The sequence below is a fragment of the Methylobacterium sp. AMS5 genome (assembly GCF_001542815.1).
In the GTDB taxonomy this organism is placed as follows: domain Bacteria; phylum Pseudomonadota; class Alphaproteobacteria; order Rhizobiales; family Beijerinckiaceae; genus Methylobacterium.
The window spans coordinates 705,294-729,141 of the sequence record NZ_CP006992.1; the positions used below are offsets into that span (position 1 = coordinate 705,294).

26 protein-coding genes are annotated in these 23,848 nt (G+C 69.4%); 16 read left to right on the plus strand and 10 right to left on the minus strand.

The window, feature by feature from the left end; translation table 11 throughout:
* The first annotated feature begins 31 nt into the window (after positions 1-31).
* The 5 genes from Y590_RS03285 to Y590_RS03300 all read left to right on the plus strand — a co-directional run bounded on the left by Y590_RS03285 (position 32) and on the right by Y590_RS03300 (position 2,263).
* Positions 32-457, plus strand: a complete 426-nt coding sequence (locus tag Y590_RS03285; protein WP_060768629.1) for a hypothetical protein — start codon at positions 32-34, stop codon at positions 455-457.
* An 80-nt stretch (positions 458-537) separates the two neighbouring features.
* Positions 538-804, plus strand: a complete 267-nt coding sequence (locus Y590_RS03290; RefSeq protein ID WP_060768630.1) for a sulfurtransferase TusA family protein — start codon at positions 538-540, stop codon at positions 802-804.
* A 40-nt stretch (positions 805-844) separates the two neighbouring features.
* Positions 845-1,411, plus strand: coding sequence for an NUDIX domain-containing protein (locus Y590_RS03295; RefSeq protein ID WP_060768631.1), 567 nt, complete (start codon positions 845-847; stop codon positions 1,409-1,411).
* Positions 1,412-1,508: 97 nt separating this feature from the next.
* Positions 1,509-1,643 carry a hypothetical protein gene (locus tag Y590_RS27185; RefSeq protein WP_256371258.1) on the plus strand — a complete coding sequence of 45 codons (135 nt, stop codon included), beginning with the start codon at positions 1,509-1,511 and terminating at the stop codon, positions 1,641-1,643.
* A 221-nt stretch (positions 1,644-1,864) separates the two neighbouring features.
* Positions 1,865-2,263 carry a DUF3775 domain-containing protein gene (locus Y590_RS03300; RefSeq protein WP_060768632.1) on the plus strand — a complete coding sequence of 133 codons (399 nt, stop codon included), beginning with the start codon at positions 1,865-1,867 and terminating at the stop codon, positions 2,261-2,263.
* 149 nt (positions 2,264-2,412) lie between these two features.
* On the opposite strand, the gene Y590_RS03305 is transcribed toward Y590_RS03300, so the two are convergent.
* From Y590_RS03305 to cobS, 6 genes are all read right to left on the minus strand, one after another.
* On the minus strand, positions 2,413-2,853 hold the full coding sequence (locus Y590_RS03305; protein WP_060768633.1) for a phospholipase A2 family protein: 441 nt from the start codon (positions 2,851-2,853) through the stop codon (positions 2,413-2,415).
* Positions 2,854-3,006: 153 nt separating this feature from the next.
* On the minus strand, positions 3,007-3,219 hold the full coding sequence (locus Y590_RS03310) for a hypothetical protein (protein ID WP_060768634.1): 213 nt from the start codon (positions 3,217-3,219) through the stop codon (positions 3,007-3,009).
* Between the two features lie 386 nt (positions 3,220-3,605).
* Complete coding sequence (locus Y590_RS03315; protein ID WP_060772131.1) at positions 3,606-4,298, minus strand: retropepsin-like aspartic protease family protein; 693 nt, start codon at positions 4,296-4,298, stop codon at positions 3,606-3,608.
* Positions 4,295-4,507, minus strand: coding sequence for a DUF1289 domain-containing protein (locus Y590_RS03320; RefSeq protein ID WP_060768635.1), 213 nt, complete (start codon positions 4,505-4,507; stop codon positions 4,295-4,297). Before Y590_RS03320 ends, Y590_RS03315 begins: the two co-directional genes overlap by 4 nt.
* Positions 4,508-4,562: 55 nt before the next feature.
* The gene (locus Y590_RS03325) at positions 4,563-5,240 is read right to left on the minus strand and encodes a DUF6891 domain-containing protein (RefSeq protein ID WP_060768636.1); all 678 of its coding nucleotides are present in this window, start codon (positions 5,238-5,240) and stop codon (positions 4,563-4,565) included.
* Positions 5,241-5,254: 14 nt separating this feature from the next.
* Complete coding sequence (cobS, locus tag Y590_RS03330; protein WP_060768637.1) at positions 5,255-6,082, minus strand: adenosylcobinamide-GDP ribazoletransferase; 828 nt, start codon at positions 6,080-6,082, stop codon at positions 5,255-5,257.
* A gap of 167 nt (positions 6,083-6,249) precedes the next feature.
* Between cobS and cobT the strand changes: the two genes are divergently transcribed.
* Positions 6,250-7,287 carry a nicotinate-nucleotide--dimethylbenzimidazole phosphoribosyltransferase gene (gene cobT, locus Y590_RS03335; protein WP_060768638.1) on the plus strand — a complete coding sequence of 346 codons (1,038 nt, stop codon included), beginning with the start codon at positions 6,250-6,252 and terminating at the stop codon, positions 7,285-7,287.
* A 205-nt stretch (positions 7,288-7,492) separates the two neighbouring features.
* On the opposite strand, the gene Y590_RS03340 is transcribed toward cobT, so the two are convergent.
* Positions 7,493-9,034: a sensor histidine kinase gene (locus Y590_RS03340; protein WP_060768639.1), complete on the minus strand. Its 1,542-nt coding sequence runs from the start codon at positions 9,032-9,034 to the stop codon at positions 7,493-7,495.
* 327 nt (positions 9,035-9,361) lie between these two features.
* Between Y590_RS03340 and Y590_RS03345 the strand changes: the two genes are divergently transcribed.
* The 3 genes from Y590_RS03345 to Y590_RS03355 all read left to right on the plus strand — a co-directional run bounded on the left by Y590_RS03345 (position 9,362) and on the right by Y590_RS03355 (position 15,614).
* Positions 9,362-9,817, plus strand: a complete 456-nt coding sequence (locus Y590_RS03345) for a (2Fe-2S)-binding protein (protein WP_060768640.1) — start codon at positions 9,362-9,364, stop codon at positions 9,815-9,817.
* Between the two features lie 35 nt (positions 9,818-9,852).
* Positions 9,853-12,048: a xanthine dehydrogenase family protein molybdopterin-binding subunit gene (locus Y590_RS03350; RefSeq protein ID WP_060768641.1), complete on the plus strand. Its 2,196-nt coding sequence runs from the start codon at positions 9,853-9,855 to the stop codon at positions 12,046-12,048.
* Between the two features lie 170 nt (positions 12,049-12,218).
* Positions 12,219-15,614, plus strand: a complete 3,396-nt coding sequence (locus tag Y590_RS03355) for a GAF domain-containing protein (protein WP_060768642.1) — start codon at positions 12,219-12,221, stop codon at positions 15,612-15,614.
* Positions 15,615-15,746: 132 nt separating this feature from the next.
* On the opposite strand, the gene Y590_RS03360 is transcribed toward Y590_RS03355, so the two are convergent.
* The gene (locus tag Y590_RS03360; RefSeq protein WP_083530734.1) at positions 15,747-16,739 is read right to left on the minus strand and encodes an alpha/beta fold hydrolase; all 993 of its coding nucleotides are present in this window, start codon (positions 16,737-16,739) and stop codon (positions 15,747-15,749) included.
* A 77-nt stretch (positions 16,740-16,816) separates the two neighbouring features.
* On the opposite strand from Y590_RS03360, the gene Y590_RS03365 reads away from it, so the two are divergent.
* The gene (locus tag Y590_RS03365) at positions 16,817-17,653 is read left to right on the plus strand and encodes a LysR family transcriptional regulator (protein ID WP_060768643.1); all 837 of its coding nucleotides are present in this window, start codon (positions 16,817-16,819) and stop codon (positions 17,651-17,653) included.
* Between the two features lie 105 nt (positions 17,654-17,758).
* On the opposite strand, the gene Y590_RS03370 is transcribed toward Y590_RS03365, so the two are convergent.
* Complete coding sequence (locus tag Y590_RS03370) at positions 17,759-18,991, minus strand: amidase (protein WP_060772132.1); 1,233 nt, start codon at positions 18,989-18,991, stop codon at positions 17,759-17,761.
* Between the two features lie 113 nt (positions 18,992-19,104).
* On the opposite strand from Y590_RS03370, the gene Y590_RS03375 reads away from it, so the two are divergent.
* The 6 genes from Y590_RS03375 to Y590_RS03395 all read left to right on the plus strand — a co-directional run bounded on the left by Y590_RS03375 (position 19,105) and on the right by Y590_RS03395 (position 23,559).
* A complete protein-coding gene (locus Y590_RS03375; protein WP_060772133.1) occupies positions 19,105-20,094 on the plus strand; it encodes an extensin-like domain-containing protein in 990 nt (329 codons plus the stop codon).
* Positions 20,095-20,172: 78 nt separating this feature from the next.
* Positions 20,173-20,379, plus strand: coding sequence for a hypothetical protein (locus Y590_RS03380; protein ID WP_135298883.1), 207 nt, complete (start codon positions 20,173-20,175; stop codon positions 20,377-20,379).
* A gap of 85 nt (positions 20,380-20,464) precedes the next feature.
* Positions 20,465-20,737, plus strand: coding sequence for a hypothetical protein (locus tag Y590_RS26215; RefSeq protein ID WP_144439915.1), 273 nt, complete (start codon positions 20,465-20,467; stop codon positions 20,735-20,737).
* 295 nt (positions 20,738-21,032) lie between these two features.
* Positions 21,033-21,500, plus strand: coding sequence for a hypothetical protein (locus Y590_RS03385; protein WP_060768645.1), 468 nt, complete (start codon positions 21,033-21,035; stop codon positions 21,498-21,500).
* 100 nt (positions 21,501-21,600) lie between these two features.
* A complete protein-coding gene (locus Y590_RS03390) occupies positions 21,601-22,275 on the plus strand; it encodes a ribonuclease T2 family protein (RefSeq protein WP_060768646.1) in 675 nt (224 codons plus the stop codon).
* Between the two features lie 477 nt (positions 22,276-22,752).
* Positions 22,753-23,559 (plus strand): 23S rRNA (adenine(2030)-N(6))-methyltransferase RlmJ, encoded by an 807-nt coding sequence (locus tag Y590_RS03395; RefSeq protein WP_083530736.1) that lies wholly within the window; start codon positions 22,753-22,755, stop codon positions 23,557-23,559.
* A 16-nt stretch (positions 23,560-23,575) separates the two neighbouring features.
* Here the strand turns inward: Y590_RS03395 and Y590_RS03400 are convergent, their stop codons facing one another.
* On the minus strand, positions 23,576-23,845 hold the full coding sequence (locus tag Y590_RS03400; RefSeq protein ID WP_060768648.1) for a DUF6894 family protein: 270 nt from the start codon (positions 23,843-23,845) through the stop codon (positions 23,576-23,578).
* Positions 23,846-23,848 lie beyond the last annotated feature (3 nt).

The window sequence follows — 23,848 nt, forward strand, 5'->3', positions numbered from 1 at the left end:
GTGTTCCTTATCGCGTAAGGAGTTCGCATCCATGTCCCGCATCACGACCCTGACGCTGGCCGGCCTCACCGCGGCGAGCCTGACGGTGACGGCCGTTCCGCCCGCCCAGGCCGCGCCGCTGCCGGCGATGAGCGCCGCGCAGGTCGGCGGCATCACCGTCGAGACCGTCGGCTGGCGCCGCGGATATTACGGAGGCTATTACGGTCCCCGTTACCGCTACGGCTACGGGTATCGCCGCCGCAACGTCGCGGGTGCGCTGTTCGCGGGTGCGGCGCTCGGCCTGATCGGCGGCGCGATCGCCGCCAGCGCGGCCCCGCGCTACTACGGCTATCCGGCCTATGGCGGTTACTACGGCTACGGCTACGGCTACGGCTACGGCGTCCCCGTCGGCTATTACGGCGGCTACGGCTACCCGGTTTATGGCGGCTCTTACGGCTACGGCCCCTACGGCTGGTAGCCATCTCCTCCGCCCGTGAAAAATCACGCCCTGCGGCTGGGTTCAGCCGGCAGGGCGTTTTCGTGTTATGCGCCGCTCCCATGTCCGAAATCTCGCAGGACGGCACGGTCGAACTCGACCTCAGCGGCCTCAAATGCCCCCTCCCTGCGCTCCGCACGCGCAAGGCCCTGCGGGCCCTCGCGCCCGGGGCATGCTTGGCTGTGACCGCGACCGATCCGCTGGCAGGGATCGACATTCCCAACGTCGTCCGCGAGGAAGGAGCCGCGCTGGAGGCGATGGAGCGCCGCGGCCCGGCCGCGCGCTTCCTGATCCGCCGCGGCGCCGACCGCCCGCCTGCGCGAGCCTGACCCCGAGATTTCCGACCTGAAGCGCCGAACCGGAGACGCCATGCCCCCCGAGATCCGCGGCACCCGCACCGTCCACGATGGCTGGGCGAGCTTCCTCGTCGCCGAGGTGACGACCCCCGAGGGCGCCGCGGTGACCCGCGAGATCGAGGATCACGGCGAGGCGGTCTGCGTGCTGCCCTACGATCCCGAGCGCAAGGTGGCCCTGCTGATCCGTCAGTTCCGCGCGCCCCCCTTCTTCACCGCAGGCGTGACCGATCTGCTGGAAGTGCCTGCGGGCCTGCTCGACGAGGCCGATCCGGCGGAGGGCGTGCGCCGGGAGGCCTTCGAGGAGACCGGCCTGCGGCTGTCGGATCTGGAGCCCATCTCCACGGTGTGGAGCCTGCCGGGGATCTCCACCGAGCGGATGCACCTGTTCCTCGCCCCCTACGCGGAGAGCGACCGGGAGGGGCCGGGCGGCGGCTTGGCCGAGGAGCACGAGGCGATCACCGTGGTCGAGATGCCGCTCTCCACCCTCGCCGCCATGAGCGAGGCCGGCGAGATCGTCGACATGAAGACGCTGGTACTCCTGCTCTCGCTCCGCCTGCGCCGCCCCGAACTGTTCGCCTGACGCGCCGCTTGCGGACCGGTCGGCAGACCCTATCATCCTCTCTCACGCGGAACGGATTGTCTCGAAACAACAGACGCCGCCGCGGGGAGATGCGCTCATGTCGTTCTTCATCGGGATCGCCGGTCCCTGGCTCGTGATCTCCGCCCTGCTGTTGATGTGGCACCGGCGGGAGGCGGAACGCCCGGCGCGGACCGTGGACGCCGAGCCGGGCGGATACCCGCCGCGAGCCTGAGGCTTATCGGGGAGCCCCCCGCCTGCCGCTCCCTTCCTCTCCCGAATCCGCATGGCGCTCCGGCCCGGCCGAACCAACGGCCACGCCACGGGTTGTCGAGGCTCTGCGCCCTGTCGCAAGCCCGACGGCACCGGCCTGACCGGACGCCCGTGGCGGACACGGCGCGTTCCGTTCGAACCCGACGCGCCGCGCTTGGCGGGCCGTCGATGCTGGAGCCGCTTATGGACATTGCCCTCGACAAGATCACCGAGATCATCCTGCGGCTGCGGGCGGTCGAGGTGAAGGAAGGCGCGACCGATCCGGATTCGGGCTCCAACCCGACCGATGACGGCTCGATCGACATGCTGGTCGGCGGCACCGACGACGCCACCGAGCAGGAAATCCGCAGCATGATCGCCGGTCTCAACGAGGACGAGCGCGCCGATCTCGGGGCCCTGCTCTATATCGGCCGCGGCGACTACGAGGCGGCGGAATGGCGCACGGCGGTCACCTTCGCCAAGGAGCGTGAGGCGGCCGGCGATACGGTGATCCGCGAATTGCTCGGCACGCCGGATGCGGCGCCGCTCCTCGAAGAAGGTCTCGACGCGCTGGGAATTCCCATGGAGACGCCCGAGGCCTGAGGCGTCCCATCCTGCGTCAGGTTACGGCCAACGCCCGCTGCAAGCCGGACGAGGCACGGCTCGGCGTGCTTCGAACCTAATCTGCATCTCGCAACGGAGAATCGGCCCGGAACGAGCGCTCCGGGCCGATCCGCATCTGGGGATAGGTTTCAGGGTTCGCAGGCCAGCGCCTTCGCGCCGATGGCGACGAACTCCGCCGCCATGCCCAGCTCTTCGTCGATCCGCGGCGTCCGGGCCACCTGCCTGGCCTCGCGCGCCAGACGATCGTTGCAGGAGCAGGTGGGCAGTCCCTGGCCCACCGGCGGCGAGCAGGCATCGTGGTGCATGCAGGCCCGGTCGAGGGCATCGATCGGAGGAAGGCCGGCGCCGCGGCTGCCCGGGCCGCAATAATTGCCGTGAAAGACCAATGCGCCCTGGGGAAGTCCGTTGCCGAGGTCGGTTACGGTCGGCGCCTCGACGGAGGGTGCCTCGACGTCCGGTGTGACCACGGACTGAGCCGAGACGGCGAGCGGTGCGAGGCCGAGCAGGACGGCCGAGAGACCGGCAACGAGGGGACGACGCCGGGCGGCGCGGTACGCAAGTATAGCCACGGTCGGAAAACTCCGTTCGAAACGCTCCCCTCACAGCACTTCAGCGGCTAGATCGTCACCCGCACCGGGAAGGCCGAGCCGTTCAAACGATTTGTCCGTGGACGTGGTTCACTCCATACCGCAAGAAGCAAGCCATCCCACCGGCGTTAGAACCTATCGTTCAAGCCCGCCGCGAACGACGCCGAAGCCTGATTCCGAGCGGCCCGTGCCATAATGGGCAGGCACCGTCGCATCGTAGATGGGCGCGCCGCAGCCCTGCCTGCCGAGATCGGCGTAGAGACCTTCGACGTTCACCGAGATACGCTTCGTGAGCGCGGATTCGATGCCCGCACGGCGTGGGATTGTCTCCCACACGTCCGCCACCAAGCTCAGGCGATGTCTCAGACGAGCGAACCCGCGACGACAGCCGACCAATCCCGGCGGGGCTCGTCCGTGCCTCGATCGAGGCCGACGTCGCACCGCGCGACGGCGGGTTGCGTCTCGGCTCCGGACTCGCCGCCTCGGGCCGGGTCTCCCCCTCGGCGCTGCCGGGCTCGGGGCGCCCCGCCGTGATCGGCACCGGGATCGGTCGGGATGGAGGGACGACGGTGGAATCGGTGCGCGGTGACGCGTCGGCATGGGGCCAAGGCTTTGGCGGGCAAGGTCCGAGTGGCCAGGGTCCGAGTGGCCAGACTCCAAGTCGTCAGGACCCGAGTCGTCAGGGGCCCGGCGCGCCTGGGCGGCTTCGGAGTGGCGGGCGCCGCCGACGCCCGTCAGCGGCTGCGCAGGATCAGCCGGTCGCCGCGCACCTCGTAAGAGGGCAATCGGTCGAGGAAGCTCTGGCCGAGCAGGTTGGTGGTCAGCACGCCGGGCCGGCTCACCATCGCGTTGACGTTGCGCTCGGTGATCGGCCCCACCGTGATCGAGTCGAGCCGGATCGGCGCGGTCAGCGCCGTGCCGTTGGCGGTGGAGACGCGTTGCGTGAACGCGCTCTCCGGCGGGCGGATGCGGAGACGCTCGGCGGTCTCGGCGGTGAGCACGACGCTGCTCGCCCCCGTATCGAACACGAAGCGCTCTTCGCCGCCGCCGTTCACCGCCGCCAGCACCGAGAAGTCGCCATCCGAGCGGCGAGTGATCGTCACCTCGCCGCCGGGACCGACCACGGCGGTGCCGGGGCGCAGGGCCCCGACAACATCGGCGCCCACCCGCTGCGCGTCGTCGCGATAGGTGTAGCCGACGACGATCACCGCGCCGATGGCGAGCCAGATCAGGATCGAAACCAGGGTCTTGCCCGGCATGACGAGCGCCTGCCGCCAGCGGCCGGCGGTGAGGAGCAGCAGCAGCGCGGTCATGGAGACGACGCCGGCGAGCTGATCCGAATCGAGCCCCATCATCGGGCCGCCGTCATGGTTGGCGATCAGGACGACGAGGCCGATCCCGAGAATGGCGAGGCCGGCCCACATCATGACGCGCACGCCTCCCGGCCGGGATAGGCCCGGCGCAGCCGCTCGGGCAGTGCGGCCATGACGGCCAGGCGCTGCGCCTCGGAAAGCGAGCCCCACAGCCCGATCTCGTCGCGCGTGCGCCCGCAGCCCTCGCACAGGCCCGTCACGGCATCGAGCACGCAGAGCTTGGTGCAGGGAGAGGAGGGTTTTTTCGAAGGAGTCGCCAGCATCGCCCGTGCAAATGGGACGGAGCGGGGCCGTGAATCAAGGGTTTTGCCGGAAACCTTATGCCGCCCGCGGGTCGTCGGACGGGCTGCGCTTCAACCAGTGGATCGGGTGGACGAGGATGCGCGTTCCCACATCACCCTCCCAATGCGTCCGCAATCCTTGCGCCTCCACGGCCGCCACGATCTCGGCGGCGATGGCGGCCATGGTCGCGTCGCGGTCGTCGAACGAGCCGAAGGCGAGGTAGAGCCCCTGATCGAAGACGACCGCCTCGACATCCTGACCGTGATAGAAGACGAACCCCCGCGAGGCGCGCCCGCGCTCCCGGCGCTGGTGATAGACCTCGGCCGCATCCGAGACGCCGTCCGAGCGGGTGTAGCCGGCATCGTGCAGCGCGATGATCCCGCTCGCGTCGAGCGCGTCGAAGGCGATGGCGAGGCGATCGAAATCCGTTTCCAGCGGCCACGTCGCCTCGTCGGCCCGCTTGCGTGCGAAGGCGCGGGCCACCTCCGCCTCGACCCAGCGGCGATCATCGGGCGCGATGGCGTCCGGGGTCAGATACTCGTCCAGGATCGTTTCGAGCGTCGAGGCTTCGGTCTCGAAGCCGCCGCGGGCCAGGATCTCGATCCGCTCGGCAGTGTCGGCGCGGTCGATCGTTTCCACGGGCGAATCGGACGGGGCTTGGTTCTGCGCCTTTCCCGTCCGGCCCTGAAAAAGCCGGCGGAGGATCCTCAGCATCACGCGGCTCCCGCCTACGCCGTCGCCGCCACCAGGGCCAGCAGCACCGCGATCTCGCCGACTTGCTGACAGGCGCCGACCACGTCGCCGGTCTGTCCGCCGATCTTCCGTTCGGCGAGCGCGCTGAGGCCGAAGGCCGCGAGCGGCGCCAGGATCAGCGCGAGGCCGAGACCCAGCGGCGGCAGGCCGAGGGCGGCGGCGATCCCGGCCAGGATCAGGCAGATCACTCCCGCGATGCCCAGGGTCGCCCGGGTCGGCCGGCCGACGGCAGCGCCCGCACCGCCGGGACGAGCGGGGTCGAGGATCGCGAGCGGGACCAGCGCCACCGTCCGCGACAGGGCGGCGGCGAAGAGCAGCGACACGGCGGCGAGTCCGCCGGAACGGTCGAGCAGGGTCGCGAGCATCGCCGCCCGCAGCGCCAGCCCGAGAAACAAGGCGGTGCCGCCATAGGCGCCGATGCGGCTGTCGCGCATGATCTCCAGGCTGCGCTCGCGGCTCTGCCCGCCACCGAACCCGTCGGCGACATCGGCCAAGCCGTCCTCGTGCATGGCGCCGGTGATGAGGGCGAGCGCCACGAGGGCGAGGGCGGCGGCGACGAACGGCCCGAGCCGGATCTCCCAGGCCAGAACCAGCAGGAGGGCAGCGGGCGCGGCGATCAGCACCCCCGCCAGCGGCAGCATCCGCGGCACGGTGCGAAAATCCGGCGCGGCATAGGGCGCCGGCTCGTCCGGCAGCGGTGGAACCGGCAGGCGGGTGAAGAAGCGGAGGCAGGCGGCGAGATCGTAGACCAGCTCCGCCCCCGGAAAGGGCGGCCCGAGATCGCGGCCACTGCGCTCGATCATTCCGCGTCCCTTCCCCTCGGCCGCCTGTACCGCGGGCCCGTCCGCTTCTATAGCGCCGGGAGCCTCCTGCCTGCTACGCGGCGCCGCTGGCTATCCGGTGGCAATTCCCGCACCGATCGGGCGACCTCCTTCGTTTTTCCCGCATCCGACGCGCACGAGCCCTGCCGATGACCTCCAGCCCGACCGCCGACGCCTCGCCCTTCGCCGACATCCGCCGCCTGCTCACGGAGATGCCCGGCCCCGACGGGGACGCGGTCGCCGCGATCCGCGCGCGGGATGCCAGCCTCACCAAGCCGCCGGGCGCGCTCGGGCGGCTCGAAGCGTTCGTGGAGTGGCTCGGCGCGTGGCAGGGCAAGGCCAAACCCACCCTCGACCGGCCGATGGTCTGCGTGTTCGCCGGTAGCCACGGCGTGGTGGAGCGCGGCGTCTCGGCCTTCCCCGCCGCGGTCAACCGACAGATGCTCGACAACTTCGCCGCCGGGGGGGCGGCGATCAACCAGCTCTGCGCCGCCTACGGCCTCGGCTTCCGGGTGTTCGACCTCGCCGTGGATCTGCCGACCGGCGACATCTGCTCCGGCCCGGCCCTCGACGAGAAAGGGTGCGTGGCCACCATGGCCTTCGGCATGGAGGCGGTGGCGGCGGGGACCGATTGCCTCGCGGTCGGCGAGATGGGCATCGGCAACACCACGGTCGCGGCGGCGATCTACGCCGCGCTCTACGGCGGCGAGGCCGAGCACTGGGTCGGGCGCGGCACCGGCCTCGATGCGGCCGGCCTCGCCCGCAAGGCGCAGGCCGTGCGGCTGGCGCTCGACACCCACAAGGATCATCTCGGCGACCCGCTGACGATCCTGGCGCGCCTCGGCGGCCGGGAGATCGCGGCCATGGCCGGGGCCATCCTCGCCGCGCGGCTGCAGAGGGTACCGGTGGTGCTCGACGGCTATGTCGCGACCGGTGCGGCGGCGGTCCTGCACGCCGCCGACGCGCACGCCCTCGACCACTGCATCGCCGGCCATTGTTCGGCCGAAGGCGCGCATGGCGAGGTGCTGGAACGGCTCGGCCTCAAGCCCGTCCTGTCGCTCGACATGCGCCTCGGCGAGGCCTCGGGCGCGGCCCTGGCGCTCGGCCTGCTGAAGGGCGCGCTCGCCTGCCACCGCGACATGGCGACGTTCGAGCAGGCGGGGGTCTCGGGCAAGAGCGAGAGCTAAAAGCATCGTCTTTTCCGAAAGCCGGAGGCCACCTTTCGGGAGGATGCTGTCGAAGCACGCCCGAACGGTCGATCCCGACGAGCGATCCTGTCGCGTCGGTCTGCCAGGAGAAGCGCCGCAGCGTGTTTCGAGGCTGCTGCGCAGCTCCTGGGCATGAGGACCGTCGTGGTTGCCGGAACCGGTGGATCCGGCTCCGACACGCGCGTCAGGCCGCCCGCGCATGCCGGGCGGACGCCGCCTCGGCCGGGGCCTTCTCGGCACCGAGATTCATCGCGGGCAGGGTGTCCATGCCGCGGCTCGCGGGGAAGGTGACGATCACCTCGGTGCCCTCGCGCGGCTTCGACTTGAGCTGGAAGCCGCCGCCATGGAGGTCGATCAGACCCTTCACGATCGGCAGGCCGAGGCCGGAGCCCTGCTCGGCGGTCTTGATCGCCAGCGAGCCGCGCCCGAACGAGGACATCACCGTTCCGAGTTCGTCCTCGGGGATGCCGGGCCCGGAATCCTTGACGCTGAGATATTGCCCGCCCGACGAGGTCCAGCCGACCTTGATCGTGATCTCGCCGCCCGGCGGCGTGAACTTCACCGCATTCGACAGGAGGTTGAGCACGATCTGGCGCAGCGCCCGCTCGTCGGCCCAGAGACGCGGCAGGGAATCGTCGATCAGGCTGGCGAAGGTCTGGCCCTTGCTGCGGGCGCGCAGGGTCATCATGTGGCGGCACTCCTCGACCGTATGGGCGAGCTGCACCGCCTCCTCGGTGAGGTCGTAGCGCCCGGCCTCGATGCGCGAGAGGTCGAGGATCTCGTTGATGAGATTGAGCAGGTGCATCCCGCTGTCGTGGATGTCGGTGGCGTATTCCCGGTAGGCCGGGGCGACATGGGTGCCGAACACCTCGTTCTTCATCACCTCCGAGAAGCCGAGGATGGCGTTGAGCGGCGTGCGGAGCTCGTGGCTCATGGTGGCGAGGAACCGGGACTTGGCGAGGTTCGCCTCCTCCGCCCGCCGCCGGGCCTCGTCGGAATTGGCCTTGGCCTGTTCGAGTTCGGCGAAGATCGCGTCCTTCTCCGCCCGCGATTGCAGGGTGCCCACCGCGGAAGCGTAGAGGCGGCGTGCCAGTCCGGCGAAGAAGATCTGGCTCGCCACCGTCATCGCAACGAGGAGCATCGTGTCCATGTCGCTGGAGAAGACCAGCAGCGACAGCGCCGCCAGCATGAGCGGCACAAGACCGGCTAGGGCGGCGACCGGGACGGTCGCGGCGAGCATCGTCGTCACCGCCGCGACGATGACGAGACCGAACAGCGCGAAGGTGCGCGCTTCGGGAACGCCCACGAGCAGCAGCATCGCCCAGGCGGCGCTCTGGCCGAACTCGGCGGCGACGAAGGCACGCCCCCAGTGCTTCAGCGACAGGCTTTCCGGCGCCTGCCGCAGAAAGCGGCGGCTCAGGAGCAGCATCAGGGTGGTGGCGGCGATCGCCCCGGCCGCCCAGATCGCCGCGGTCACGGCCGGCACCCAGATCGAGGAGGCACCCGCAACCATGAGCGCCAGCACCAGGAGCGGAATGCCCGCCCCGACCCGGTACTGGGCATAGAGGCGCAGGAGTTCGGTGTCGAAGGCCCGCTCCAGCCCGCTGGTGGAGGTCAGCCGTTCCCGGGCCGAGCGCATCTCGCGCGCGATGCCGCGCCGCTTGGCCACCTCTTGCGAGGAGGGCCCGCGCCCGCGCTGAACCATCTCCGCTGTGAGGTCGGGCATAACAGTCGAGATCGCCAATCGGGATCGGAACGCCGGGCGCCCGGTCGTGGTCTTGCGGCGCAGAGGGCGAGGTGGAGAGCCCGCAGGGTGCCGTGCGAACCGTTAAGAAGCGGCTTCGACGATCCGGCGAATTGCACGGATACAGGGGCGGAAACGTCTCATCCTTATTCAGGTGCGCTCCCGCACATCGGGGACGAGCGTACAGGATCAAACTCGGAACGATTCCAAGTGCCGACACCACGTGACGGCCCCGAAGCGCATCTCGCGGCCCGATGGTGGCCCTGAGCCGGGGCGCTTCGTGCGACACCTTCCTTTCGGAGTGCGCCCATGCTGACCCTCAACCTGAACGGCGTGGCCCGGGAGGTCGATGCCGACCCCGACATGCCCCTGCTCTGGGTGATCCGCGACCGCCTCGACATGACCGGGACCAAGTATGGCTGCGGCATCGCCCAATGCGGCGCCTGCACCGTGCACATGGATGGCCAGCCGGTGCGCGCCTGCCAGACCCGCATCGGCGATGTGGGCGAGGCCAAGATCACCACGATCGAGGGCGTCGAAGGCAAGGTGGCCGATGCGGTCAAGGCGGCGTGGCGCGGCCTCGACGTGGTGCAGTGCGGCTACTGCCAGTCCGGGCAGATCATGTCGGCCATCGGCCTGCTCACCGAGAACCCGAAGCCCAGCGACGCGGATATCGACGGTGCCATGGACGGCAATGTGTGCCGCTGCGGCACCTACCAGCGCATCCGCGCCGCCATCCACGAAGCCGCCCGCACGCTCGCCTGAGCCGCCCCGCAGCCTATCAAGATTTGGAGCCCGGCATGCTCAAGCTAGACCTGACTGATGCGCCCGTCCCCTCGCGGCGCGCCTTCCTCGGCGGTGCGGTGGCAGGTGCCATGCTGCTCGCCTTCCGCCTTGACCTGAAGGGTGCCCGCGCCGCGGAGGCCTCGGACGCGCTGTCGAAGGCCCCGGCCCAGCCAAACGCCTTCGTGCGGATCGCCGCCGACGACACCGTCACCGTGATGATCAAGCATCTCGATATGGGCCAGGGCAACACGACCGGGCTCACGACCATCCTCGCCGACGAACTCGACGCGGATTGGAGCCAGATGCGCGTCGCCTTCGCCCCGGCGGACGCCAAGCTCTACGCCAACGGGCTGATGGGACCGGTCCAGGGCACCGGTGGCTCGACGGCGATCGCCAATTCCTGGTTCCAGCTTCGCAAGGCGGGGGCGGCTGCCCGCGCCATGCTGGTCGCCGCCGCCGCCGACAAGTGGGGCGTGCCGGCAGGCGAGATCACCGTCGCGAAGGGCGTCATCGGCCACACGTCCGGCAAGCAGGCCCGCTTCGGCGAATTCGCGGAGGCCGCCGCCGCCAAGCCGGTGCCGCAGGAGCCCCGCCTCAAGACGCCGGCCGAGTGGACGCTGATCGGCGGGCGCGTGCCGCGCATCGATTCCGCGGCGAAGACCGACGGCACCGCGATCTACTCCCTCGACATCCGCCGCCCCGGTCAGGTCACGGCGCTCGTCGCCCATCCGCCGCGCTTCGGCGCGACGGTGAAGTCGGTGGATGCGGAAGCCGCGCAAGGCATGCCCGGCGTCGTCGGCATCGTCACGATCCCGACCGGCGTGGCGGTGATCGCCCGCGACACCTGGAGCGCGATGAAGGCCCGCGAGGCCCTGAAGATCACCTGGGACAATTCCGCCGCCGAGACCCGCTCCTCGGACGCGATCCTCGCCGAGTACCGCGAGACGGCCAGGTCGTCCGGCCTCGTCGCCTCGCAGGCGGGCGACGCCGAGGGCGCCATCAAGGGCTCGGCCAAGGTGCTGGAGGCGGAGTTCTCCTTCCCCTATCTGGCCCATGCCGCGATGGAGCCCCTGAACGCGACGATCGAGCGGGCGGCGGACGGCAGCTACGACGTCTATGCCGGCTGCCAGATCCAGACCATCGAGCAGGCGGTGGTGGCAGCGACGCTGGGCGTCACGACCGACCGGGTCCGGCTTCACACCCAGTGGGCCGGCGGCTCGTTCGGCCGGCGGGCGACGCCGGGCGCCGACTACTTCGCCGAGGCCGCCACGATCGTGAAGGCCTGGGACGGCAAGGCGCCGGTCCACCTCGTCTGGACCCGCGAGGACGACATGGCGGCCGGCTATTACCGCCCGCAGGTCTATCACACGGTCAAGGCGGGCCTGAACGAGAAGGGCCAGATCACCGGCTGGCGCCACACCATGGTCGGCAAGTCGATCATGATCGGCTCGCCCTTCGAGGCGATGCTCGTCAAGAACGGCATCGACTCCACCACCGTCGAGGGCGCCTCCGACACGCCCTACGCGCTGCCGGCCTACCGCTTCGAGGTGCACAACGCCCGCGAGGGCGTGCCGGTCCTGTGGTGGCGCTCGGTCGGCCACACCCACACCGCCCACGTCATGGAGGTGTTCATCGACGAGCTGGCGCATGCCGCGGGGTCCGATCCGGTCGCCTACCGCCTGTCGCTGCTGACCCGCGCACCGCGCCTGTCGGGTGTGCTGAAGCTCGCCGCCGAACGGGCCGGCTGGGGCGGAAAACCCTCGGAGAAGGGCCGCGGCCTCGGCGTCGCCGTGCACGAATCCTTCGGCTCCTACGTCGCGATGGTGGCCGACGTCACGGCGGGTGAGTCCGGCGTGAAGGTCAACCGGATCGTGGCGGCGGTCGATGTCGGCATCGCCGTGAACCCGGACGTGGTGCGCGCCCAGGTCGAGGGCGCGGTGGGCTTTGCCCTGTCGGCGGTGCTGCGCAACCGCATCACCCTCAAGGACGGCGTGGTGCAGGAGCGGAACTTCGACAGCTACCAGCCGACGCGCATCTCCGAGATGCCGCGGGTCGAGGTTCACATCGTGCCCTCCGAAGTTGCCCCCACCGGGATCGGCGAGCCCGGCGTGCCGGTGCTGGCGCCGGCCATCGCCAACGCGGTCTTCGCCGCGACGGGCCAGCGCCTGCGCTCGCTGCCGCTCGACCTGTCGAGCCTGCGCGGCGCGTAAGCCGCCGGACCGGGGCGCGCCGTGCCCCCTCTCCGCCGGCTCCGGGCCGGGACCGGCGGGCCGACCACGTACACATCTCAGCGAGGCGCGCCTCCACAACGCCCAGGTGCTTTACAAAAGCGGCAGCCTATCGATTAGGTGATGCCCATCGAGCCGCAACAGGGCGCAGGATGGGCGAAAGAACAGACCCGCCCGGGTGGCCGTCGAATCGCGACGCAACGGCGCGACGGATCCTTGAATTCGATTGGGCCGAAGCGGCCCTTCGGGCGAGCGAAGAGAAGTACCGCACCTTGTTCCAGACCATGGAGCAGGGTTTCTGCGAACTCGAATTCGTGCGCGACGAGCAGGGCCGGGCCGTCGATTTCCGCTACATCGAGCTGAATCCCGCCTTCGAGCGGCTGGTCGGCCTGCCGGCAGCGGAGGCGCGCGGGCGGACGGGACGCGAAGTGGTGCCCGACCTCGATCGCTGGTGGGTCGAGACCTACGAACGCATCGCCGCGACGGGCCTGCCGGCACGGCTGGAGCACACGGACACGCCGATGGGGCGCTGGTTCGAGGTCTCCGTCTACCCGCAGGCGAACGACCGTGTGCTGATCCTCTACGACGACGTCACCGAGCGTAAAGTCGCCGAGACGGGCCTGCGCGATCGCGAGGAGCGGCAGGCCTTCCTCCTGGCGCTGAGCGATGCGGTGCGCACGCTGACCGATCCGGAGGCGATTCAGAGCGCGGCATGCCGGTTGGTGGGTGAGCGGCTGGATGTGGACCGGTGCTACTACGCCGCCATCGACGAAACCGCGGGGATCATCCGGATCGCGTGGGACCACATTCGCGGCGATGCGCTCTCGGTCGCCGGCGAGCACAAGCTCGCGGACTTCGCATGGTCCGCCGGGATTCTCCGCCGCGGGGAGTGCCACGTCCTGGCCGATACGCAGGCCTGCGTTTCGGTTCCGGAGGCCAGCCGTCCCGCCTTCGCCGCCCTGCAGATTGGCGCCTGCATGGGCGCACCGCTGATCAAGAACGGCAACCTGGTCGGCGCGCTCTGCGTCAGCCACTCGACCCCGCGGCAGTGGGTGGAGGCCGACTTCGCCTTGTTGCGGGAAGTGGCCGAGCGGATCTGGTCGGCGGTCGAGCGCGGCCGGGCGGAGGCGGACATCCGGCGCAAGAACGCGGTGCTGGAAGGGATCAACCGCATCTTCCGTGAGGCGCTGACAGCCCCCACCGAGGAGGAACTCGGCCGCGTCTGCCTCGCGGTCGCCGAGGATGTGACGCAGAGCGTCTTCAGTTTCATGGGGGAGATCGACAAAGAGAACGACCGGTTCGACGAACTCTCCATCAGCGATCGCGGCTGGCAGAACTTCGCGATGGAAGATCCCGCTTTTCCGAAGGGCGTCGGCCCAAAAGGACTCCAGATCCACGGCCTTTACGGCCGGGTGCTGCGCGAGGGGAAAAGCCTCATCGCCAACGATCCCGGCTCGCACCCGGACCGGATCGGTACACCGGCGGGCCACCCGCGCCTGAAGGCCTTTCTCGGCGTCCCGCTGAAGTGGAACGGACAGACCATCGGAATGATCGGGCTCGGCAACCGCGCGGGCGGATACCGGTCGGAGGATCGCGAAGCCGCCGAGGCCCTCGCCCCGGCCATCCTCCAGGCGCTGCTGAGCAAGCGGACCGCCGACACCCTGCGCGAGAGCGAGGGGCGCTTCCGGACCCTCGCCGAACTCGTGCCGAGCCTGCTCTGGAACTGCGATCCCGAAGGCAAGGTCATCGTCGTGAACCAGCAATGGGGCGACTATACCGGCCAGACTCAGGAGCAGGTCCAGAACGGCGGTTGGCTGGCCACCATCCCCCCCGACGAGAGAGCGGAGACGAAGCGCATCTTCACCGAAGCCTTCGCCGCCGGCCGGCCGGTGGAGCGACAGCAGCGCATCCGCCGCCGCGACGGCCCGTTTCGATGGTTCCTGATCCGCCACGCCCCGGCGCGGGACGCGGAAGGGCGAATCACGCGCTGGATCGGCGCCGCCACGGACATCCACGATCAGCACCTTGCCGCCCAGAATCTGCGGGCGGAGGAGGCACGGCAGGCCTTCCTTCTCGATCTCGCCGACCGGCTTCAGGACCAGACCGACCCGCAGGCCGCCCTTCAAACCGTGGTCGAGGCGCTGGGGCGCCATCTGGGCGCCGGACGGGTCGGCTACGCGCGCCTCTCTGCGGACGGCAAGCGGGTCGAGCGGCAGGTCGGCTATCACGCCGAGACCGAGGCCCGGCTCGGCCCCATGCCCATCACGGCCTTCGGCCGGGCGGTTCTCGATCGGCTCGGGGACGGCGAGACGATCATCGTGGACGATACCGCGGCCGTTGCGGCCCCCGGCGTCTGGCGACAGGGCGCCGTCGGCAGCTTCGTGGCGGTGCCGCTGGTCCGCGACGGCCGGATCCGCACCGTCCTCTACCTGACCCATCGCGAGCCCCGCGCCTGGACACGCTCCGAGACGACACTGATCGAGGAGGTGGCCGCGCGGACCTGGGAGGCGGCCGAGCGGGCGCAGGCCGAAACGGAGCTGCGCACGAGCGAAGCCCGGCAGCGCGCTCTGGTCGAAGGCATCCCCCAGCTCGTCTGGCGGGCGGGCGACGGCGGCGCGTGGAGCTGGGCGAGCCCGCAATGGTTCCGCTATACCGGCCAGAGCGAGGCCGAGAGCCGCGGCTTCGGCTGGCTCGACGCGGTTCACCCCGAGGATCGCGACCGGGTCCAGGATGCCTGGAGCGGGGCCGCCATGGCCGAGGTGCTGGCCGTCGACTACCGAATCCGTCACGCCCCCGAGGGCCACTATCGCTGGTTCCAGTCACGCGCCCTGCCGCTGCGCGCGGGAAGCGGCATCCTCGAGTGGCTGGGCACCTCCACCGACATCGACGACCTGCGGCAGCTTCAGGAGCAGCAGGGCGTGATGGTGGCCGAGTTGCAGCACCGCACGCGCAACCTCATCACGGTGGTGCGCTCGCTGGCCGAGCAGACCATGGCCCGAAGCGACTCCATGCCGATGTTCCGCGCGCGGTTCTACGACCGGCTCGCGGTGCTCTCGCGGGTGCAGGGCCTGCTCTCCCGCTCCACCATCGAGCCGATCACCCTGCACGCGCTCATCGTCACGGAACTCGACGCCCTCGGCGCCTGGGAGGCGTCCGAGCGGATCTATCTCGACGGCCCATCCGTGCGGCTGCGCAAGGCGACGGTGCAGACCTTCGCCTTGGCCCTGCACGAACTCGCCACCAATGCCCGCAAATACGGCGCGCTCGCCGGAGAGACGGGGTGGCTGAGCGTGACGTGGCGCACCTATACCGAGGACGACCGGATGCGGCTCGCCCTGCATTGGAGCGAGACGGAGGTCGAGCGCTCGCAGGAAGAGGGTGCCGCCCAACGGCGCGGCTACGGGCGCGAGCTGATCGAGAAGGCGCTGCCCTACGCCCTCGACGCGCGCACGCGCTACGAACTGAGCGAGACCGGTCTGCACTGCTCCATCGACCTGCCGCTCACGGAACGGCGCAAGGCGGCGCCGCGTGGGACCGTGTCGGGCTAGAGCAGCGTCCCGAAAGGCGGTGCCGGTTTTTGAAAAAAAGATGATGCGAAAACAAGAGGATAGAGCATCGTCGGCGGCGATCCGCACCATGAATCGGTCAGAGGTCGCGGAGCATCACCGGAAATGGGGTCTTCATCGGCAGGAAGCTGGCGACTTCGAGCAGGAGCGACGGGTCGCGCCGTCTGCATGCGTCATGCAACGACCGACACGGGACGCCGAGCCTTCCCGACCCACCGCCTGCATGAGGAAGGGTAGAACCTCCTTCAATACGGCCTCCGGTGCCTGACGTTGCGGAAAGTGGCCGAGATTGGGCAAGACGATGCGTCGATAGAAAGCTGCAAACAACGCGTCCCTGTCCTTCGAAGTCGCCGGATCGTTACAGGGGTCGGCACCGCCATGGAGCGTCAGGGTCGGGACCTGGATGACCGGATCGGCCGCGAGCTGGGCTTCGAGTGTAGCATAGCGGGGATCTGGCTCGGCATGCCCCCATCGCACGCGGTAGGAATGCAGCGTCACGTCCGCCCAGTCCGGATTGTCGAAGGCGGCGGCCGTCGTGGAGAAAGCCGCATCCGGCACCCGCCAGCCGGGATTCCAGATCGTCCAGATGTGGCGCGTGAAACGGTGTCGATCGTCCCGCACCAGGGCATCACCGCGTGGCAGGGCCATCAGCCAGTGATACCAGTAGTTCTGCGTCTGGTTCAGCGTCAGGGTCTGGCCCGGATCGTTCGTGCCCCAGCCGACCGAGAGGGCGACACAAGCCACGATGCGCTCGGGAGCCGTGCAGGCCGCGATGTACGACGCCCGCGCCCCCCAATCGTGGCCGACGACCGCAAAGCGGTCGAGGTTCAATGCATCGGCGAGATCAAGCAGGTCGGCTCCGAGCGCCGCGAGTTGGCCCGAGCGGGGAATGTCGGCTCCCCGGAAGCGCGTCGGGCCAAAGCCGCGCAGATACGGCGCGAACGTGCGGAAACCCGCGGCGTGGAGAGTGGGGACGATGGCGTCCCAAGTCCGGATATCGTCCGGCCAGCCGTGCAGCAGCAGCACGGGAAAGCCGTCAGGCGGGCCGCCGACCTCGTAGGCAATGTCAAGCAGCGGCGTCGTGGCGGTGTGCAGGAGCGTCGTCATGGGCCGAACATGTCGTGGCCTCGGTATCGCGACTAACGCTGCCTTGTGGCACCAGCGATCACGATTTACGATGACTGATGGACCTTCGCGGATTGCACGCTTTCAGGATCGTGGCTGAGGCCTCCTCGATGACGGCGGCGGCCGAGCGGCTCGGCACCGTCCAGTCGGCGCTGTCGGCGCGCATCGGCCAATTCGAGACCGCGATCGGAATGCGGCTGTTCGAACGACTCCCCAGGGGTGTTCGCCTGACAGCCGCGGGGGCACGACTCCTGCCTTACGCGGAGCAGATGGAGATCCTCGCCGCCGAGGCGATGCGGGCGGCCCGGGGAACCGAGACGGCCGGCCCGTTCCGACTGGGTGCGATCGCGGTCGCAGCCACCACCGTGCTTCCCCCCGTCCTGGCCCGGCTGTTGGCGGACCACGAGGGGCTCGACCTGCACGTGGCGACAGGCGTGTCGCGCGACCTCGACGCCTTACTGGCGGAGGGGAAGCTCGATGCGGCCATCCTCGGTCACCGTTCGATCCATGCGGCCATCATCTCCCGTCCGCTCGACAGTATCCCGCTCGCCCTGCTGCGTCCCGCAGGCATGCCGGCCGAGACGGCTGGCCAAGCCTTCACCTTCGCCGCGGGCTGCATCTGCCGCGAGCGACTGAATCAAGTGCTGCGGGAACGCAGGATCGGCGCCCGCATCGTCGAACTTGGCTCGGTGGAGGGAATCCTCGGCTGCGTTGCCGCCGGTCTCGGCGTCGCGCTTCTGCCCGAGATGCTGGCGCGGCAGGACGGCATCGCAGCGGAGCGCGTAGGCCGGCTCGACCTGTTCGTTGGGTCCAGGCCGGAAGCGGAGGGGCAGGTGCGAGCCTTCGTCTCAGCGTATCGAGCGTGCCGGGCGGCCTTCGCGCGCGACGTCGCCTGACCGAGAGGCGCCAGCCTGATGTAAAAGGGTCGAAGACGGCTTGAGCGAGGCACGGTCTTCCGTTCAGCCTCGCGCGCCGAAGGACAAAGCCCCGCGGGGCGATGTCTATGCCCGCGCCAGCGCCCCCTCGATCATCCGCGCGACGGCGAGCGCCCGTCCGTCGTCGCCGAACCGGGCGATCACCTGCACGCCGAGCGGCAACCCGTCCCCCGGCACCGGAACGGTGACGCAAGGCACGCCCATCAGGGTCCAGAGGCGATTGAAGCGCGCATCGCCGGTCGAGCCGAGGCCCTTCGGCGCGCGACCGACGCTGGAAACCGTCAGGATCGCATCGACATCCGCGAACAGCGCCTTGAGCAGTCGGCGCGCCCGGTGCGCCTCGCGGCGGGCGGCGTCGTAATCGGCGGCGCTGAGATCCTGCGCCCGGTCGAGCTGGCCGCGCAGCACCGGCGGCAGCGCCTCCCGGTGCTCGGCATATTCCCAGGCGAGCGCTTGGCGCGCCTCGAAATCCTGCACGGTCGGGTGCGCGGCCCAGGCCCGCGCGAAGGGCTCCGGCAGGACGAGATCGCGCAAAACCGCCCCGGCCCGCTCCGCGGCACGGGCCGCGTGATCGAGCGCCGCCAACGCGTCCGCGTCGGCGCTCCCCGCGAAATCCTGGAGGCAGAGGGCGAGGCGCGGGCGCTCCGGGGCGGGCGCCTCGAGACCGGGCCGGTCCGCGATCAGCGCGAGCGCGTGGGCGATGTCGGCGACGGAGGCGCCGAACAGGCCGACCGTGTCGAGCGCCCAGGAGAAGGTCTTGACGCCGACCGTGGGCAGCAGCCGGAACGAGGGCTTGATCGCTGCGATCCCGCAGAAGGCCGCCGGGCGGATCACCGAGCCGCCGGTCTGGGTGCCGAGCGCCAGGGGCAGCATCCCGGCGGCGATGGCTGCGGCCGAGCCCGAGGAGGAGCCGCCCGGCGTGTGGCCGGGATCGTGCGGGTTCACGGTGGCGGCGGGGTCGAGGCCGGCAAAGGCCGTGGTCGCGGTCTTGGCGAGCGGCACGGCGCCGAGCGCGCGCAGCCGCGAAACGATCGCCGCGTCGGCCCGCGGTCGCCAGCCGGCATAGATCTCCGAGCCGGACTCGGTCGCCATGTCGGCGGTGTCGATGATGTCCTTGATCCCCACCGCGATGCCGGCGAGCGGCCCACGCGCGGGCGCTGTGGCCTCGGGTGCGGTGCGCAGCACGGCGCCGATGGCGGGGTCGCGCGCGGCGATCCGCTCGCGCGCGGTCTGGATCGCGTCCGCCGCCGAAAGGGTGCCGTCCGCGACACGGGTGCGGATGTCGAGAAGCGAGATCATGCCCATCCGAGTCACGGTCCGTGTCGAATCTGTCAACAGCGCTCCACATGGGGGCGGATCCGACCGCGCATCGTTAGCGCCTCGTTTACGGGACGATGCGCATCGTCGCGTCCATGTGGCGTAAAGCGTTAGCGTTCTCGGCTCTGGTGCTGTTCGGCGCGGGGCTCACGGGCTGTGCGATCAACCGGTTCGAGCGCCGGGAAGCATGGCGCGACCAAGCCGAACAGATGTGCATCGCGCGCAAGCTCGTGCAGCCGACGGCCTATGTCTCACTCGCCAAGGAGATCGACGGCCCCGGCCCCTGCGGCATGCAGCAGCCGTTCAAGGTCACCCGGCTCGGCGGCGGCACGGTGGCGCTCAAGCAGCGCATGACGCTGGCCTGCCCGGCGCTCGCCGAGGCCGAAGCGTGGCTCGCCGACACGATCCAGCCCGCCGCCAACCTCTATTTCGGCGTGCCGGTGGCCGAGATCAACGCGGGCACCTATTCCTGCCGCGGTCGCAACAACCAAGCCGGTGCCAAGCTCTCCGAGCATTCGTTCGGCAACGCGCTCGACATCATGTCCTTCACGCTCGCCGACGGCCACGTCATCACCGTCAAGGGCGGCTGGCGCGGCACCGAGGCCGAGCAAGCCTTTCTGCGCGAGGTGTTCGTGGGGGCCTGTGCCCGGTTCTCGACCGTGCTGGCGCCGGGTTCCAACGTGTTCCACTACGACCACATCCACGTCGATCTGGCGATGCACGACCCGCGCGGCCTGAAGCGCATCTGCAAGCCGCTGCTCAAGTTCGAGTCGCAGCTCAACCTTGCCGACGGCTCGCCGCGGCCGCTGGCCTCGCCCCGCCCGCCCGCGCGCCAGACCATCCCGACCCAGGCGCCGATCGACGTCGAGGAGGACGATCCCTACGGCGTCGCGCCGACCTCCTCGCGCACGACCGGCACGCGCCTCGCCCGCGCGCCGGCTGCCCCGGCGCCCACGGCCTACGCCGCCGCCCCGGCCCCGAGCCGGCCACGCTCTCCGGTTCCGGCGCATGACGCGGCCTACGCGCCGCTGTCGCTGGCCGCGCCTCACACCGCGGATCAGGCGTCCGACGAGCCGATCTACTGAAAAACTGGAACTTACCTCCAATCGCAGCTAATCTCCGCCAGTCTGAGTTTGAGCGACATCAAGGAGAGCTTGATCCTTATGCGTCGACTGGTCATCAGAAACGTATCCTCCGTCGAGCTTGGGCTCATGCTCGAACCGTGGACAGATCGGGAAGACCTCAAGCCGGGCGGCGAGATCACCATCGAAGGCAATTTTTCCGACGATGATGAACTCATACTGGATTTTTGCGACAAGAATTTCATATCCATCTGGACACCCCCAGACAGCACGTTTTCCGAAACCTGACCATCAACAAACATGCAGCGGATAGCACACTGCATACTTCCGGATGGCCAGCTTAAGACGCTTTGTTTTCAAAGCTAAATCCTGAATGAAATCACATCTTCTGAAACAGATTACTGTCTGGCGCAAACTCTCACCATCGCGCGCCATTCGTTACAATTGCATGCAAAACCTTCATACAGAAAAATTTCGCGTCTATTCGTGCGATTTTGTTGAACCCGATCTTCAGTACTCAGATCTGCAGGAAAGAACACTCGTCGAAACCATTTTGATGTGGAATCCAGAGAAAAAAGGAGAGCCAAAGTGGTTCGATGATTTAGAAGAAGCCATCTTGGCACATGATAGAGATTTCGAAAATTGATCACATTTGCATGCGGCCTTTCCTTGCCTGTTGAATGAATTTTATCCCGTACATATGAGTGATTAGGCAAGCGACCTCATCGCGAGCGACGCGAAGCCTCCCGCTTGCTACGCGGCGCTCCAGCACTGTGCCTCTAACACCCCAGGCCGGTCCAAAAGCGGCGCCCTCGACAGGTCCAAGCTTGACTTGGCACGAGGGCAGCGCATCGTCTTTCGCCCATCCGGTGCCCGCTGCGCCAAGCCCTGAACGGGCCTGCGTCGCGCCACGGCACCCTCAACTGGCGGATCTGAGCGGCATGCGCCCGAACCTTCCCCTCGCCGTCCTGGCGCTCGGCCTCGTCACGGCCTCGTCCGTGCTGCCGGCGCTCGCCCGCTCCGGCCGCGAGGAGATCTCGCCGGCCGAGGAGCAGACCTTCCCCTACGACGCCGACATCCCCGGCTGCCAGGACACCGGCGTTCTGGAGAAGGTCTCGACCCAGTTCGCCGAGAAGGAGGCGAAGTTCTGGAACTCGTCGCTGACGATCGTCTCCTACGAGCGGATCGAGCGCACGGCGTGGCGCCCCTACGGCGTCGACTTCATCCCGCGCCGCTTCTGCTCGGCCCTCGCCACGACCTCGGACGGGGTGCGGCGCAAGGTCGATTACTCGGTGCGCGAGAGCCTCGGCATCATCGGCTCGACCTGGGGCGTCGATTTCTGCGTCCACGGCCTCGACCGCAACAACGCCTACGCCTACGCCACCGCCTGCCGGATGGCGCGGCCCTGATCGGCGCGGGAAACCGGCAGCGCCGCGTGGATGCAAGCTTGACTTGCAGGCCGCGCCCGGCATCGTCCTGAGAGCGTCCCGCCGCTCCCGAGACCCGTCCATGCTCCGCCTCCGCCGCCTTGTGACCCTGGCCCTCGGTCTGACCCTGGCCTCCGGTGCGGGCGCGCAGGATTTCGGCGGGTTTCGCCGCGGCGGCGAGCCCGGCAGCTTCGACTTCTACGTGCTGTCGCTGTCGTGGTCGCCGACCTATTGCGACAGCGAGGGTGCGCGCCGCGACCGCAACGGGCAATGTGCCCCGGGCCGGGGACTCGGCTTCGTGGTGCACGGGCTGTGGCCGCAATACGAGCGCGGCTATCCCTCGAACTGCTCGGCGGTGGAGCGCCCGCTGACCCGCAACGCGGTCGAGGCTGCGGGGGAGATCATGCCGAGCGAGGGGCTGGCCCGCCACGAGTGGCGCACCCACGGCACCTGCTCCGGCCTCGATCCCGTCGCCTATTTCAAAGCGGTGAAGACGGCGCGCGAGGCCGTGACGATCCCCGAGGCGTTCACGAAGCCGGATGCGAGCCTGCGCGCCGCCCCGATCGAGATCGCCCGGCAGTTCGTGATGGCCAATAAGGGCCTGCGCCCGGACATGATGTCGGTGACGTGCCGCCGGGGGCAATTGCAGGACGTGCGGATCTGCTTTTCGAAGGATCTGCGCGGCTTCACCCCCTGCCCCGAGGTGGCACGCCAGAACTGCCGGGCCGGCGAGGTGTCGGTCGACGCGGCAAGGTAAGGCGCGGACATTCCGTCGGTTTGTGTGAAGCCCGAAGTCCACGGATTGTGGAATTCCGCAGAACGACATTATGTTGTGGGTGGAGACCGGCGGGTGGCCGCCCGCCGGCCTCCTGTCAGACGATCCTGATCAGATCAGCGCGAGGTGGATGGCTAAGCGCCAACCATCTCGCGTTTTCGTCACGGTGATGCTGACCGCAATCGGGAAACCGATCACATTCTCTCACCTCCTTCCCGGTTCGCCTGCTCGCGATGGGCGGTGGCCGGCTGGTTCCACCGCAAGCCCCGCTGGCCACGGGGCCGTCGCAACCGGGAAGGTTCACGTCCGACACGACCACGTATGAGCGGTTGCGCTTCCGCCCGTCAACGATGACGGCGCCGTGCCCTCAACTCAGTATGCCTTCGACGTCGCCTCTCCTGATCCTGGACACGCGCCCTGAACTACCGTCACGCCTTCCACGCCGGCAATTTCGCGGATGTGCTCAAGCACCTCGTGCTGACTCGCGTGCTCGTCCATCTCTGCGCCAAGGACAAGCCGTTCCGCGCCATCGACACCCATGCGGGCCTCGGCGTCTACGATCTCGCGGCGGAGGAAGCCGGGCGCACGGGCGAGTGGCACGAGGGCTTCGGCCGGCTCGACGTGCCGTTCGCGCCCGAGGTCGAAGCCCTGCTCGCGCCCTACCGCGAGGCGGTCGCCGCCGTGCGGGCGCGGTTTGGTGCCACCACCTATCCCGGCTCGCCCGCGATCATCCGCGAAGCCCTGCGGGCCGGCGACAAGGGCGTCTTCGTGGAGTTGCATCCGGCCGACGCGCAGACGCTGGCACAGCGCTACGCCAGCGATTCGCGCACGAAGGTGATGCATCTCGACGGCTGGACCGCGCTCAACGCCCTGATCCCGCCGCCGGAGCGCCGGGGCCTCGTGCTGATCGACCCGCCCTACGAGGAGCGCGGCGAGATCGACCGTTTGGGCGCGCACCTGATGAAGGCCGCGCGAAAATGGCCGACCGGGATCTATCTCGGCTGGTATCCGATCAAGGACGTGTCCGGGGTCGATCGCATGGCGGCCGTCCTCGATGCGGGGCTGGAGCGGCCCGCCTTGCGCCTCGACCTGATGATCGAGCGGCCCGACGATCCGACACGCCTGACCGGCACCGGGCTCGTGGTCGTCAACCCGCCCTGGACCCTGGCGGCGGAAGCGGAACTGTTCATGCCGGCTCTCGCCGAGCGGCTGGCCCGCAGCGGCTACGGCGCCTTCCGCAGCGAGCGGCTCGGGCCGGCGGGGTAGAACCCCCGCCTCGCCCTCAATGCAGCGTCCCCTCCCCCGGCTCGGGCTCGGCGCCCGGTTCGGGGATCCCCTCGGCGAAGGGAAATTCCAGGACGACCTCCCCGGCCTCGTCGGTGACGACGAGGATCGCCGTGACCAGCCGCGGATCGCTCCCCTCATCCTCCAGGCTGGCGCGGATCGTCGCCCGCGCCACACGCCAGGCCTGATCGGGATCGCGCAGTTCCACGCCCTCGTCGTCGGTGAGGGCGTCGGCGCCGATGCGGGTGTGGAAGAAGTAGCGGGGCACCGG